Here is a 13,528-nt window from a genome sequence, read left to right as displayed (position 1 = left end):
AGCTGCGCCTATATCGAGTATGTTTGCCTGGGATACCGCGTGAAATTCAGCCTGCCAAAAATCGCTACCGCCCCGTTTTGCCCGCCGGAAGTGGCCGGCTCCGTCGCCGTTGATCCCAAGGCTTCGTTCTTCAAGCGCGTGCTGATGTTCGCCGGCCCAGGCCTGCTGATCTCTATCGGCTACATGGACCCAGGCAACTGGGCCACGGCCATCGAGGCCGGCTCGCGTTACGGTTACAACCTGCTCTTCGTCGTGCTGCTGGCCAGCCTGGCAGGGATGGCGGTGCAATGCCTGTGCTCGCGCTTGGGCATAGCCACCGGCAAGGACCTCGCGCAACTGTGCCGTGAACGCTATAGCAAGCGATCCGCCCGCACCCAGTGGGTGTTGGCAGAAATCTCCATCATCGCCACCGACCTGGCCGAAGTGCTGGGCTGCGCCTTGGCGTTTCACCTGCTGCTTGGCGTGTCGCTGACCACTGGCATTGTGATCACCGCTTTTGACACATTGTTAATCCTGGCCCTGCAAAACCGGGGTTTCCGCCGCTTGGAAGCGATCATGCTGGCGTTGGTGGCGACCATTGGCGTGTGTTTCTTTATTGAACTGGTACTGATCAAGCCCTACTGGCCGGACGTGTTCAGTGGTTTTACGCCTTCACTGTCGGCCATCAGCGATGCCGCGCCGTTGTACCTGGCGATTGGTATTCTCGGTGCCACGGTGATGCCGCATAACCTTTACCTGCATAGCTCGATCGTGCAAACCCGCATGATCGGCAAGGACCTCGCCAGCAAACAGGATGCGGTCAAGCTGGCACGCATCGACACCATCGGTTCGCTGGCCCTGGCCCTGCTGGTCAACGCTGCGATCCTGGTACTCGCCGCTGCCGCCTTCCACAAGACCGGCCACACCGACGTAGTCGAGATCCAGGACGCCTACCACCTGCTTGACCCGCTGGTCGGTGGCGCGTTTGCGAGCATCCTGTTTGGTGTGGCCCTGCTGGCTTCCGGTCAAAGCTCTACGTTTACCGGCACCATTGCCGGGCAGGTGATCATGGAGGGCTACCTCAACCTGCGCATTCCTTGCTGGCAGCGGCGCCTGATCACTCGTGGGCTGGCGCTGATCCCGGCGTTTCTCGGGGTATGGCTGATGGGCGACGATGCCATCGGCAAGCTATTGATCCTCAGCCAAGTGGTACTCAGCCTGCAACTGCCGTTTGCGCTGTATCCGCTGATTCGCATGACCGGCGATAAGCAACTGATGGGGCCGTTCGTGAATCGGCTGCCGACGCGGTTGCTGGCGTGGTTCCTGTTTGCGGTGATCAGTGGGGCGAATGCGTGGTTGATTGCGCAGTGGGTGTTTTGATTGGCGCTGTGCAGCCATTGCGAGTTTCTACACCAGGATCGCCAAGGACGTGTACTGGGCGACCTGCGGGTCGGCCGTCAATAACGTCATCGGTTCGCTCACGGCCGTCGCAACGATGAGCCGATCAAAGGGGTCCTTGTGATCGTGCTCGAGATCCTTCACCGCAATGGCATGTTCTGAAGTGATGGGCAGTTCGACGAACCCGCTTTCCTGGCAGTACCAACGGATTTCCTCCAGATCGACAGTGAGTTTCCCTAACCCGACCTTGACTGCCATCTCCCAGAATGTTGCAGCGCTGATGTAAATATCTGCAGCATCCTCAATCAGCTTTTTGGCTTTGCTCGATAGCTTGGGAGCATCTGTCAGTGTCCAAAGCAGGATATGGGTATCGAGCAGCACTCTCATGCTTGGTTGCCTTCGAAAGCATCCAGTAGATCGTCAGGTAACGGTGCGTCGAAGTCTTTGGGTATGACGAGTTTGCCTTTCATGGCCCCAATTCTCCGGCCTTTGGCGTTGCCCACGGGGACAAGTTGGGCCATCGCACGTCCATGCTTAGCAATCGTGATGACTTTGCCAGCAGCGGCCTGATCAACCAGTTTTGACAGATTATTTTTCGCTTCGCCCAAAGGAACAATAATCATGTGGTTATCCCCATATTTTGGCCAAATATAGCCAACACTAGGTTCGCTATCAAAGACCGCCCTACCATTGGCTGAAGCGACCCGCTCAGAGCGCGATTTTTTGTTGTATATGACGTCCATGGCAGTTCTCCAAAAAGATGTCAGCGAAGTCTGCCGCAGCGCGTCGAGCAGAGAAATGCTGGCCCGAAAAATCAGAACGGACCTACTTTTTCCAGTAAGAAAACTTTCTGCGTAGGTACGCTCCTCACGCGCTGTATCGCTCACCGATCCCAATATGGCACTACCCCAAAACACTCCACGAAGTAATCAATCACTGTGCGCACCTTCAGTGAAATGCGCCGGCTCCCTGGCCATACTGCCGCGATCTGCTGCGGTTCCAAGGTGGTAGCCACTTCGTATTCCGTGAGCACCGTCTGCAAGGTGCCGGCACGCAGGCCTTCGCCGATCAACCAGGAAGGAAACACCACCAGCCCGAGACCTTGTTCGGCAGCGTGGGTCAGGGTATCGGCGTGGTTGCCGGTGATCGGGCCCTTGACGCTATAAGGCGTCCAGTCGCCCTGGCCCCGGCGGAAGAACCAGCGTTGTTGTCCGGTGATGCCTTTGTAGGCCAGGCACTGGTGGTTGATCAGTTCGTCGGGATGTTGGGGCGTTCCGTGCCTGGCCAGGTAGGCCGGGCTTGCGGCGATGCGAAAGCGTTGGGGCGCGAAGATGCGCGCCTGCATGCTGGAGTCGTTGAGCACACCAATGCGGAACAGCAGGTCAGTGCCGTCTTGCAGCGGGTCGACGAACGTATCGGTTTGCTGGATATCCAGTTGCAGTTTCGGATAGCGCCGGCATAACTCGCCCAGCCACGGTGACAGGTGACGCTGGCCGAATACCATGGGCGCATTGATGCGCACCAGGCCGCTGGGTTCGCTTTCCTGCTCTTGCAGGGCTTGGCTTGCAGCTTCCAACTGCTCCAGCACCAGGCGTGCATGCCGTCCGAGCAGTCGTCCGGCTTCGGTAGGGCTGACCGCCCGGGTGTGGCGGTACAGCAACTGCTGCCCCAACGCCTGTTCCATCAGCTGTATTTGCCGGGAAATAGACGAAGGCGCCAGGCCCTCACGCCGCGCCACTTCGGAAAAGCTGCCGAGGTCCAGTACCGCGACGAAGAGGCGCAGCGCCTTGAAACTCAGTTCATTCAAACCGTGCATCCTGCCTCCAGGTTGTGCGTTTTGCGCAAAGGTGTTGTTGGCATGCTCCCATTTATCGCACAGGACGGCCACTGGATAATGCGCGCCATGTTTCCCTTCTGAAGCGCAGGTGATGTATGCAGGCAAGTTCTATCGAGGGTGTGGCGCAGGCCACGCCGAAAAAAAACCTTCTACGGTTGCTGTTGTTGCCCCTGGTGATCCTGGCGGGCATGGGCCTGTCGGTAGAGGCAGGTTTGCTCGGTCCACTGGGTGTGCAGGTGGGCCATTTGTGGGCAACGTTGAGCATCTTTGGTGTGGGTTCGGCGATTCTGTTTTTGCTGCTGCTGTTCAGTGGCCCGCAAAAGGGGCCGGCGCTGACCGACTTGCCACGCTGGCAGTTGATCGGAGGCTTCTTGGGGCCTATGTACGTCGTCGTACTCACCCTGGCTACGCCGCACATTGGTATCGCCATGACCATGATCGCGATTCTGTCCGGGCAAGTGGGCAAGAGTGTGCTAATCGACCATTTCGGCTGGTTCGGCACAGCGCGCAAACGCGTCAATGGCGAGCGCTGGATAGCGCTGGCGTTGATTGTGGCGGCACTTGTTCTGATTGCGCGAGGGTAAGACGATGAACCTGATTTTGTTATTGGTGCTAGTGATTGCCGCTGGAGCGGTGTTGAGTGTGCAGGCTGCCATCAACGGGCGCCTTGGCCAGGCGGTGGGCGTGTTGCGCAGTAGCTTGCTGACCTTTGCAGTGGGGGCCCTGACGACCGCGCTGTTGATTTTCTTCTTCGAACCGGCCCAGGCCTTGAGCTTGCTGGACGTGCCGAAATGGCAATTGACCGGCGCGTTGTTCGGCGTGGTGTACATGATGGTGATGGTCGGCGCAGTGCCCATCGTCGGAACGGCCGTCGCGACGGTGGCGGTGATCCTTGGGCAATTGGGCATGGGTATGCTCATCGATAACTTCGGCTGGCTGGGCAACCCGGCCATCGAGTTATCGGGCAGCCGGATTGTGGCGATGGCCTGCCTGGCGCTGGCCCTGGTGTTCATGTACCGCAGCAATACCCGCACCGACTGATGGTTTGAACCATCGCCGGCGAATGGCAGTCACTGCTTAAGGTGCTGGCAGTCGCCACACCGCGACGACCATGAAAAAGGAGTCTGACCATGCCAGATAAGACCTGTGCCTGCCCGCACTGCAAGTGCGTATTGGGCGTTGACGCGGTAATGAAAGACGGTAAGGGCTATTGCTGCCAGGGATGTGCCGAGCACCATGCGCACGGTGAACCGTGTGCGTCTGCTACGGGCTGTGAGTGCGCCAAATCGACGCATGGCTGAGCACCGTTACACTGTGGGAGCAGGCAAGCCCGCTCCCACAGTGATCTGCTTTGTTGCTGCTAGTGGGTTTCCAGTTCAAGCCTGAGGCTATGGTCGGACAGGCGCTGCCTACCTTTGACCACACCGCTTGTACGTCGCCCCTCCAACGCAAAAACCACCGTCTGCGCGGAGTGCAAGTCAGCCGGCAGCGGCTGGAATACTTTCAGCACCGTCCAGCCGGGCTGCTGCAGGCTCACTTGGCACTCGACATGCTTGGCCATCGGCCCGAATAAGGTGTCCTGGGTGTAGTCAATGCGCGCTTTGCCACGAACCTGTACAGGTAAAACCATGGTTGTCCCTCCCTGATCAAGCCTGGGCGCGCGCGTCCGAGCGCCGCCATTGCACATGAGTGATGCCGTACTTCTCGGCCTGCTCCTGGCTGGTCTTCTTGACGTGCTCGCGCGCGAAACGGCCGATACGGCCGATGCCTGCGTCACAACTTGCCCAGTGCCAGGCCTCCAGGATATCGAGCTTTTCCAGGCGGATGATGAAGGACTTGGGTTCACCGTGCAGGATGTAGTCGATCACAAACAATTTTGCATTATTCATTGGCTTATTAACCCTCCATGTATAACCAAGTGATCTCTGCTGGCCGAAAAAATTCATTCGGATTGTCGAGCGGTGGTCTTTACCATGGTGGCTCACCCTTGATAGATGTGCACCCCCATGGCCCTGGCCGCGCCTCCCGACCTCAGTGATCACGCCGTCCCCGTGCAGCCCCTGGCGCGTACCTATCCGCGTGGGTTGTATGTTGAACCCCATCGCCACGATTGGGGCCAATTGCTCTACGCCATGAGCGGCGTGATGTGGGTCGAGACGCCACGCGAAGCCCTGGTAGTGCCGCCGCAGCGTGCCGTATGGCTGCCACCCGGGGTGGAGCATAGGATTCGTGTGGTCTCGGATTTGCAGATGCGCAATATCTACCTGCGACCGGCGCTAGCAGCCACGCTGGACAGCCAGGTGCAGGTGATCGAAGTCGGTGGGTTGCTGCGTGAGTTGATCGTCACGCTGGTGGAGGAGGGCGATAGCGGCGATGCGGCGTATTACGACGCCGTGGTCAGCCTGGCCTTGCTGGAACTGCAACGGGCGCGATGCTCGCAGATCCGCATCGCCATGCCGGTGGCGGCAGACCGTCGGCTGATCAACGCCTGCCAGGCGGTCATGGCCGCGCCCTCCCTGGAGACTCCTTTCGAGCAGCATGCGCAAACGGCCGGAGCCAGCGTGCGCACCTTGTCACGCCTGTTCCAGAACCACCTGGGCATGGGCTTCGCCGAATGGCGGCGTCAGGTGCAGTTGGCTACGGCGGTGGCGGAGCTGATCCAGGGGCAGCCCGTCAGTGCTATCGCACGCTCCCTTGGCTATTCGCCCAGCAGTTTCAGCGACATGTTCCGTCGCGAACTTGGCGTGGCACCCTCGCAATACGTCGGCTGAAGGTTTGGCCGAAATCCTGAAGCACTTGGCCGATGCTTCAGGAATGTGCTCCCTACACTGAGCGCATCCACCCATAAGGCGCCGTCCCCATGAACTACCTGATTTCCCTCGCCATCGGCCTGTTTGTCGGCATGATCTATGGCGCCCTGGATTTCCGCTCGCCCGCGCCGCCGGCCATTGCCCTGGTGGGCCTGATGGGCATGCTGCTCGGCGAAAAGCTCTGGCCCATGGGCCGGCAGATGATGGGCGCTTGGTTGTCTTGATCTGTTTTTTCACTTCGATGGATATCGGCTATGAAAGCACTGCAATTTTCCGCCACCGGCGACCTCGCCGCCCTCAGCTTTGTCGACGTTGCCACCCCGGTGCCGGCTGCCAGTGAGGTGTTGGTACAGATCAAGGCCGCGGGCCTCAACCCCAGTGACGTCAAAAATGTGCTTGGTCGCTTCCCCTACACCACGCTGCCGCGCATTCCCGGCCGCGACTTCGCCGGTGTTGTGGTGCAAGGCCCGCAGGAACTGCTCGGCCAGGAAGTCTGGGGCACCGGCCGCGACCTCGGTTTTTTTGCTGACGGTTCCCACGCTCAATACCTCACCGTGTCGGCCAAGGGCGTGGCGCAAAAGCCTGGTCATTTGAGCTTCGCCCAGGCTGCCAGTCTTGGCGTGCCGTACACCACCGCCTGGGACGCTCTGGAGCGCAGCGGTGTGACCAAGGGCACGCGCTTGCTGGTCATCGGCGCCAATGGCGCCGTGGGCAGCGCGACCCTGGCCCTGGCGAACGTGCGTGGCGCCCAGGTACTGGCCGCTGTGCGTCGGCCGGAGCAGGCCGACGTGTTGCAGACGCAGGGCTTTGAGGCGATTGCCCTGGGTAAACCGGAGGAATTGGGTGCACAGGTCAATGCGGTGTTCAAGGGTGGCGCCGATGTGATCTTCGACACCACCGGTTTCTGGCTACCGGCAGCCGTGGCAGGCCTGGCGCCGTTCGGTCGCATCGCGATCATCGCGGCACCGGTGGACGGCCATGTACAACTGCCGGCCCTGGCCCTGTACCGCAAGGGCGGCTCGGTGGTGGGGATCAATTCGTTGCTCTACAACTGCGAGCAGTGCGCGGTGATGCTGAGGCAGTTCGGGAGCTTTTTTGATGAAGGCTTGCTGCCACTGCCCACCGGCCTGCGTGAAGTGGCGCTGGCTGATGGGTTGCAGTGCTATGAGCACGTTAACCAAGGCAGTGCGGACAAAATCATCTTCCTGCCCTGACACGGTTTGATCTTCACTAGGCTTCGGGAACACCTTTTTCCCAGGCTGACCAGTTCTTGAGGATCGCCTGTACCAGCGGGTTGCCCGTGCGATACAGGTTCTCCAGCGCTGGCACGAACCCGCCCTGATCCGCGTATTTGAGCAGGTTGTCCACTTCGCTGTAGCCAGGATAGGGGCGGTCGAAGTCCGAACCTGCACGCACAACCGCCAAGCGCTGGATATCCACCAAGCCCTCACGGCTTGCACGTAACAGCGCTTCATAGGTGGAGTTGTCTTCCTGCTGGGTGGTGCAGTACTCGCCTTTGTTGTCCGTCAGCAACTGGGTCCAGACTTCCGCGCGTTCGCTCAGGCGCGTGCCGGAAAACCACGTGTTGCCCGCCAAGGTGTCGCAGCGGGTGACCTGTGGTGGCTGGTTGGCCGGGGCGGCAGGGTAGTGTTTGCGCCAGGCGCTGGACGCCTTGCTTTCGGTCAGTTCAACTTTTTGCGACAAGGCATATGCCTTGGCCTGCAACTTGGGGTTCAGCTCGAACACTTCGGTCTTATAGTCCAGCGGTGGTTTCTCGTTGGGGCCCTTGGTGTTGATGCCAATGTAGCCGGTCGGCCAATCCTTGGGCGCATCCCGCGAATCCAGCTCCCACTGGGTGCCGAACTCCACCAGGTAGTGTGCCCAGGCGGTGGTGCCGATGGTGCCATGTTTGGGGCTGATGCCGGCGATCCCGGCGATCAGGAAGTAGCTCTGGCGCAGGTCGAACTTGGGTGACAAGGCCAGGGCCAGCGTGGACGCGGCGGCATTGGTCTGACCCATGCCGGTGACCAGCAGGCACACGTCCTGGGTGTTGCAGCGGATCACCGGGTATTCGGCGGACAGCCCCGGTACGCGCACTTCCTGCTTGAGTTCCAGGCGATCGATCCAGGTTTGTGCCTCGGGGGCGAACATGGTGATCAGCATCACTTTGGGTTTGATCGGCGTCGGCGTGTCAGCCATTGCCACGTGAGGCAGTACGGCCAGGCCCGCGGCGATTGAAAAGCGAGTCAGCGTATTCATCTAATGCTCCTTTATCAGAATTGGTAGCCGACGCCGGCGTAATAGCCCCAGCCGTCGGAGCGGGCGCGGAAGTTGCCCTCGCCGAAATTCAACTCACTGCCGTCTTCCCAGTTGCCGCCGTTGTGAAAGTAGCGGCCGACCAAGGTGAAACGCAGGTGGGTGAACGAATACAGCAGCACGTTGGTGGCCACCAGGGAATTGGCGGTGCGCGCCGGGTTGTCCTTGTGCAGGTCTGAGCCGAAATCGTAGTTGGTGAAGCCGATATAGGTCAGTGAAGCACCGTTGTCGAACTTGCTGATGGGCACGATGTACTTCATTTGCGCGCGGTAACCGTCCCATGAGTATTCATTGCTGGCACCGTAGTTTTCCCACTGGTAACGCCCGTAGAAGTTAGCCGACAGGTTCACTCGCGAGTGGGTGTCGATGTCAGTGCCCAGGCCGCTGTACAGTGTGTTGGCGCGGTTTTCCTTGCGGCTGCCGTGATCGTAGATCCAGTCAAACGCCACGTACCATTCCTTGAACGGCCCGATGGCCAGGCTGCGGCCTGCCAGGTAGTCGATGGAAATACGCGGCTCGTGCTCCATGAATACCGGCGAGCCGTGGTCCCACACGCCCTTGTCATTGCTGTTACCGATGGTGAGGATCTTCGGCACATCGATGTATCCGTACAGCTCGAATGGCCCTTTGCGGCCGAAATACTCGTATTCCAGGTAGACATCATCCTGTGGCTTGGGGCCGAAGCTGATGTCTTTGCTGCCGATCAATGTCAGGTCCTGGTTGAACCAGTCCGACAGGTACGGGCTATTTTTTGCCGGGCTGGCTTCAGGGATCTTGGTTTTTGGGCTAAGGGTTTCGCCCTGTGCTGAGTCATCCATGGGTTTTTCCTGCGCCAAAATGGGCACGCTGAGTACTCCCGTAACGGCGGCCAGTAGCAAGGAAACACCAAAGGGAGCAGGACGCCTTGAGGTGGGTTGCATTGAAAATCCCTATTCGTACGCGGTTTGAACCCGATTCCTCGGGTGAGGAAGAACTTGGCTGGCAAGTTCGTTCCGCAAACGTTTGCACAGGCTGTACCAACTTTGCTCAATCAATTGATCAGCCTGAAAAAAACCGGGATTAGTCAACCTTTTGGTCAGAATTGACGGGGTGTCATTTTTTCGATTCGGTTAAACAAATGCATCGCGGTTTCCCTTCGATAGTCACTCGGCGTCTGGTCCATCTCGATACGAAAGTGCCGGTTGAAGTTGGACAGGTTGGCGTAGCCCACTTCAAAACAGATGTCCGCCACCGACATATCGCTTTGCAGCAACAAGCGGCAGGCGCGCTGCACGCGAAACTTGCGCATCAAGTCGATAAAACCATGGCCGGTGTTGCGCTTGAAGAAGCGCGAAAAGCCTGGTTCGCTCATTTCCAGTTGCTGCGCGATCACCGAAAGACGCACATCGCCGGTCAGCTCGCGCATCAGATAGTCGAATGCCTTGTTGATGCGTTCGGCGCTGCGGGCGTCCAGGGTAGGCGCGTAGCAGGGGCTGGCCAGCGCCTTGACCTGCGGCGTCGGGGCGTTCTTCAGGCTGTCGAGCAGTTGCAGGAATAGGACCAACCGTTGCAGGCCATGGGCGCGCCCGATGTCTTCCATTAGACGCGCGGCCTGTAGCGCCGTCTCGCCAGTGAATTCGAGGCCGCGTCGGGCGTGCTCGAACAACGGCTGCAAGTCGCCGAGTTCAGGCAGGGTCTTGCGCAGGGCGAGGAGGGCGGCGCCGTCGAATTGCAGCACCACATCGCGGCCGGTCAGGTACTCACCAGGGGCCAGTTCGCCGATCCAGTCGTGGGGCAGGTCGGGGCCGATCAAGGCGACGTGCCCGGCACCGAACGCACCGATGTAGTCGCCGGCGACCAGTTTGCCGCTGCCTTGGCGGATCAGGTGGATTTCAAATTCGGGGTGGTGGTTCCAGCGCGCCAAATCATAGGGGTAGTCGTGTTCGAACCAACGGAAGCAGTGGTTCGGTTCGGGCAGGATCACTTCCAGCTCGGCGGGGCGGTGCTCGAACAGCTTGGCGCGGCTGACAGGCATGGGAGGCTTCTTATGATTCTTGGAATCGATCCAAAATACGCGCCTCGGCCGTGGGAGCGCTACCCCCGGTTTCGCTTGGCACTGATACTTTTTTAACTTCGAGCCAAAGGTTAAAAAAGTACCAGTCGAGCATTCGTCACGCGTTTGTGGAGGGCCTGGAGGAGCTGCTGTAATCGGCCCTCAACAACAAAAACAACAGGTAGAAACCGCTATGTTCAAGCTCCCGCAAGCGTTGTTCCTGCTTTCAGGCCTGGCGCTGGCCATGCCCAGTTATGCCGCCGACACCGTCACCATCGCTACGGTCAACAACAGCGACATGATCCGCATGCAGCGCCTGTCCAAGGTGTTCGAAGCACAGCATCCGGATATCAAGCTCAAGTGGGTAGTGCTGGAGGAAAACGTCCTGCGCCAGCGCCTCACCACCGATATCGCCACCCAGGGTGGGCAGTTCGACGTGCTCACCATCGGCACCTACGAAACTCCATTGTGGGGCGCCAAGCACTGGCTGGAACCGCTGACCCAATTGCCGGCCGATTACGACGCCGATGATATCTTCCCCTCGGTGCGCCAGGGCCTGTCGGTCAACAGCACCCTCTACGCCTTGCCGTTCTACGGCGAAAGCACGGTGACCTACTACCGCACCGATCTGTTCCAGCAAGCCGGCCTGAGTATGCCCACGCACCCGACCTGGAGCCAGCTCGGCGAGTTCGCCGCCAAGCTCACCGCCAAGGACAAAGGCCAATACGGCATGTGCCTGCGTGGCAAGGCCGGCTGGGGCGAGAACATCGCCTTGCTGAGCACCATGGCCAATGCCTTTGGCGCACGCTGGTTCGACGAGCAATGGAAGCCCGAGCTGACCAGCCCCGAGTGGACAGCGGCCGCCAACTTCTACGTCAACACCCTCAAGCAATACGGCCCGCCGGGTGTTTCCAGCAACGGTTTCAACGAGACCCTGGCGCTGTTCAACAGTGGCAAATGTGCGATCTGGGTCGATGCCAGCGTGGCCGGTTCCTTCACCACGGATAACACTCAAAGTAAGGTCGCCGACAGCGTAGGTTTCGCCGTCGCGCCTACCGAAGTCACGGATAAAGGCTCCTCGTGGCTCTACGCCTGGTCCCTGGCCATTCCGGCTACCTCAACGCACAAGGACGCCGCAAAGGCCTTTATCACGTGGGCCACCTCCAAGGACTACATCCAACTCGTTGCTGACAAAGAAGGCATCACCAACGTACCGCCAGGCACCCGCCAGTCCACCTACAGCGAGGCGTATTTGAAAGCCGCACCGTTTGCCCAAGTGACTTTGGAGATGATGAAACACGCTGACCCCGCGCATCCGTCGGCGAAACCGGTGCCCTATGTGGGCATCCAGTACGTGACCATTCCCGAGTTCCAGGCCATCGGCACCTCGGTCGGCAAGTTGTTCTCGGCGGCGCTGACTGGCGGTATGTCGGTTGACCAGGCCTTGCTTCAAGCGCAGTCCACTGCCGAGCGCGAGATGAAACGCGCCGGCTATCCGAAGTAATTTCTACAGGACATTTTCATGAAACGTCTCGAAGGTAAAAGCGCGCTGATCACCGGATCGGCGCGCGGTATTGGCCGCGCGTTTGCCCAGGCCTACATCGCTGAAGGTGCGACGGTCGCCATCGCCGACATCAACCTGCAACAAGCCCAGGTCACGGCCGCCGAGTTGGGCCCACAGGCTTACGCGGTAGAGATGGATGTCACCGACCAAGCCTCCATCGACGATGCAATTGCTGCCGTGGTGGCCGAGGCCGGCAAGCTGGATATTCTGGTCAATAACGCCGCGCTGTTCGATTTGGCGCCCATCGTCGACATCACCCGCGAGAGCTTCGAACGGCTGTTCTCGATCAACGTCGCCGGCACACTCTTCACCCTGCAGGCCGCCGCGCGGCAGATGATCAGCCAGGGCCACGGCGGCAAGATCATCAACATGGCCAGCCAGGCCGGGCGCCGGGGCGAGCCGCTGGTGGCGATCTACTGCGCGACCAAGGCAGCGGTGATCAGCCTGACGCAATCGGCAGGGTTGAACCTGATCAAGCAAGGGATCAACGTCAACGCCATTGCACCGGGTGTGGTGGAGGGTGAGCATTGGGACGGGGTGGATGCGCTCTTCGCCAAGCATGAAGGGCTGGCGCCAGGCGAGAAAAAGAAGCGGGTAGGGGATGAGGTGCCGTTTGGGCGGATGGGCACGCCGGAGGATTTGACGGGAATGGCGGTTTTCCTGGCTTCCAAAGACGCTGACTATGTTGTGGCGCAAACGTACAACGTGGATGGCGGCAACTGGATGAACTAGCGTCATATGCGGAGCATTTGATGTGCTTTATTCTTTAGAGCGAGGCTAGTCGGCAAAGCTGCGATCAAAGAAGTAGATCTCCCCAGGCTTCAAAACCTCCACCGTCGCCTGGGGCCGGCCGCCTTCGCCATTCTTCTTGCGCCCCGTCTCGCGTAAATACCGTGCCTCAGTCAGCTTCAACAAACGCTGGCGAATACTGGTCTTCAACACCGGGCGCGCGAGCACCAGGGAAAAGATCGTGGTCGCTTCGGGCGCGCTGAATTCATCGCCCAGGAACATCAACGGCAAGCTGCTGTACAGCGACTTGGAGAACAAGCGTTCCTGCACGGCGGCCACGATGCTGTTGTGATCGAACGGCAGCTTGATGCTCCCGTCCGCAACCGCCGCCAGCGAAAACCAGCCCTGATGCTCACCCAGCGTCACTTCATCCGTGGCAATCGCCAGGTAGTACGTGGACGACGACCAGCACCGCGGATCACGAAACGCATCCCCCACCGTGCCCACTTGCTCGCTCCAGGCCAGGTCCAGGCCGACCTTGTCGCTTGCACGCAAACGCTCCACCGCATCCTGGAGGCTCAGATCTTGCACGCCGCCATTCACCACTACGCCGGGTAACGCCCAATGCCCAGCGAACGGTTCGGCTTCGCGCTTGTTCAGCAGCAGTTGCAATTGGCTGGAGGTGCGGCAGTAAAACAACACACACAGGTCGACGGTATGGAGGTAGGCGCTAAGTGTCATGTGACGTCCTTCTAAACAGCGGTGGGCACAGTCTAACGAATCGAACAGATATGTCATGTACTGGCTCCAGGATAGATAAATAAATGTTTCTTGCAATGAAAGTACATGACGTGTACTTTTGT

The 13,528-nt window shown here is 59.6% G+C and carries 18 protein-coding genes; 9 read left to right on the top strand and 9 right to left on the bottom strand.

Annotation, left to right across the window (positions count from 1 at the left end; translation table 11 throughout):
• Nucleotides 1–39 precede the first annotated feature (39 nt).
• Nucleotides 40–1,359 (top strand): Nramp family divalent metal transporter, encoded by a 1,320-nt coding sequence (locus AACY08_RS00610; RefSeq protein ID WP_339467330.1) that lies wholly within the window; start codon nt 40–42, stop codon nt 1,357–1,359.
• Nucleotides 1,360–1,386: 27 nt separating this feature from the next.
• Here AACY08_RS00610 and AACY08_RS00605 read toward each other — a convergent pair whose 3' ends face one another.
• The 3 genes from AACY08_RS00605 to AACY08_RS00595 form a co-directional block, all read right to left on the bottom strand.
• Nucleotides 1,387–1,764 carry a type II toxin-antitoxin system VapC family toxin gene (locus tag AACY08_RS00605; protein WP_339467328.1) on the bottom strand — a complete coding sequence of 126 codons (378 nt, stop codon included), beginning with the start codon at nt 1,762–1,764 and terminating at the stop codon, nt 1,387–1,389.
• Nucleotides 1,761–2,120: a type II toxin-antitoxin system Phd/YefM family antitoxin gene (locus AACY08_RS00600; RefSeq protein ID WP_339467327.1), complete on the bottom strand. Its 360-nt coding sequence runs from the start codon at nt 2,118–2,120 to the stop codon at nt 1,761–1,763. The genes AACY08_RS00605 and AACY08_RS00600 overlap by 4 nt, the downstream gene beginning before the upstream one ends.
• A gap of 140 nt (nt 2,121–2,260) precedes the next feature.
• Entirely contained in the window at nt 2,261–3,193 is a 933-nt protein-coding gene (locus AACY08_RS00595) for a LysR family transcriptional regulator (protein WP_339467325.1), read from the bottom strand.
• 116 nt (nt 3,194–3,309) lie between these two features.
• Between AACY08_RS00595 and AACY08_RS00590 the strand changes: the two genes are divergently transcribed.
• From AACY08_RS00590 to AACY08_RS00580, 3 genes are all read left to right on the top strand, one after another.
• Nucleotides 3,310–3,798 carry a DMT family transporter gene (locus AACY08_RS00590; protein ID WP_314567221.1) on the top strand — a complete coding sequence of 163 codons (489 nt, stop codon included), beginning with the start codon at nt 3,310–3,312 and terminating at the stop codon, nt 3,796–3,798.
• Nucleotides 3,799–3,802: 4 nt separating this feature from the next.
• Complete coding sequence (locus AACY08_RS00585) at nt 3,803–4,255, top strand: DMT family transporter (RefSeq protein WP_339436529.1); 453 nt, start codon at nt 3,803–3,805, stop codon at nt 4,253–4,255.
• Nucleotides 4,256–4,344: 89 nt separating this feature from the next.
• Nucleotides 4,345–4,515, top strand: a complete 171-nt coding sequence (locus AACY08_RS00580; protein WP_339419807.1) for a metallothionein — start codon at nt 4,345–4,347, stop codon at nt 4,513–4,515.
• 59 nt (nt 4,516–4,574) lie between these two features.
• Here the strand turns inward: AACY08_RS00580 and AACY08_RS00575 are convergent, their stop codons facing one another.
• Nucleotides 4,575–4,844: a hypothetical protein gene (locus AACY08_RS00575; RefSeq protein ID WP_339467318.1), complete on the bottom strand. Its 270-nt coding sequence runs from the start codon at nt 4,842–4,844 to the stop codon at nt 4,575–4,577.
• Nucleotides 4,845–4,860: 16 nt separating this feature from the next.
• Entirely contained in the window at nt 4,861–5,103 is a 243-nt protein-coding gene (locus AACY08_RS00570) for a DUF6555 family protein (protein ID WP_339419809.1), read from the bottom strand.
• 117 nt (nt 5,104–5,220) lie between these two features.
• Here AACY08_RS00570 and AACY08_RS00565 point away from each other — a divergent pair, with 117 nt between their 5' ends.
• From AACY08_RS00565 to AACY08_RS00555, 3 genes are all read left to right on the top strand, one after another.
• The gene (locus AACY08_RS00565) at nt 5,221–5,985 is read left to right on the top strand and encodes an AraC family transcriptional regulator (RefSeq protein ID WP_339467317.1); all 765 of its coding nucleotides are present in this window, start codon (nt 5,221–5,223) and stop codon (nt 5,983–5,985) included.
• A gap of 89 nt (nt 5,986–6,074) precedes the next feature.
• On the top strand, nt 6,075–6,248 hold the full coding sequence (locus AACY08_RS00560) for a DUF1427 family protein (protein WP_339467315.1): 174 nt from the start codon (nt 6,075–6,077) through the stop codon (nt 6,246–6,248).
• A 30-nt stretch (nt 6,249–6,278) separates the two neighbouring features.
• On the top strand, nt 6,279–7,238 hold the full coding sequence (locus AACY08_RS00555) for a quinone oxidoreductase family protein (protein WP_339467314.1): 960 nt from the start codon (nt 6,279–6,281) through the stop codon (nt 7,236–7,238).
• Nucleotides 7,239–7,254: 16 nt separating this feature from the next.
• On the opposite strand, the gene AACY08_RS00550 is transcribed toward AACY08_RS00555, so the two are convergent.
• From AACY08_RS00550 to AACY08_RS00540, 3 genes are all read right to left on the bottom strand, one after another.
• Nucleotides 7,255–8,283 (bottom strand): purine-nucleoside phosphorylase, encoded by a 1,029-nt coding sequence (locus AACY08_RS00550; protein ID WP_339467313.1) that lies wholly within the window; start codon nt 8,281–8,283, stop codon nt 7,255–7,257.
• A gap of 14 nt (nt 8,284–8,297) precedes the next feature.
• Entirely contained in the window at nt 8,298–9,260 is a 963-nt protein-coding gene (locus AACY08_RS00545) for a nucleoside-specific channel-forming protein Tsx (protein ID WP_339419812.1), read from the bottom strand.
• Nucleotides 9,261–9,415: 155 nt separating this feature from the next.
• Nucleotides 9,416–10,354, bottom strand: coding sequence for an AraC family transcriptional regulator (locus AACY08_RS00540; protein ID WP_339467312.1), 939 nt, complete (start codon nt 10,352–10,354; stop codon nt 9,416–9,418).
• A gap of 262 nt (nt 10,355–10,616) precedes the next feature.
• On the opposite strand from AACY08_RS00540, the gene AACY08_RS00535 reads away from it, so the two are divergent.
• Both AACY08_RS00535 and AACY08_RS00530 read left to right on the top strand, forming a co-directional pair.
• On the top strand, nt 10,617–11,876 hold the full coding sequence (locus AACY08_RS00535) for an ABC transporter substrate-binding protein (RefSeq protein WP_445262015.1): 1,260 nt from the start codon (nt 10,617–10,619) through the stop codon (nt 11,874–11,876).
• A gap of 18 nt (nt 11,877–11,894) precedes the next feature.
• Nucleotides 11,895–12,668, top strand: a complete 774-nt coding sequence (locus tag AACY08_RS00530) for an L-iditol 2-dehydrogenase (protein ID WP_339467310.1) — start codon at nt 11,895–11,897, stop codon at nt 12,666–12,668.
• A 45-nt stretch (nt 12,669–12,713) separates the two neighbouring features.
• Here AACY08_RS00530 and AACY08_RS00525 read toward each other — a convergent pair whose 3' ends face one another.
• Entirely contained in the window at nt 12,714–13,406 is a 693-nt protein-coding gene (locus AACY08_RS00525; protein WP_339467309.1) for an NUDIX hydrolase, read from the bottom strand.
• Nucleotides 13,407–13,528 lie beyond the last annotated feature (122 nt).

The sequence above is a fragment of the Pseudomonas sp. EL_65y_Pfl1_R83 genome (assembly GCF_963970695.1).
GTDB lineage: Bacteria > Pseudomonadota > Gammaproteobacteria > Pseudomonadales > Pseudomonadaceae > Aquipseudomonas > Aquipseudomonas tritici.
This window is presented reverse-complemented; position numbering and strand designations above follow the sequence as displayed.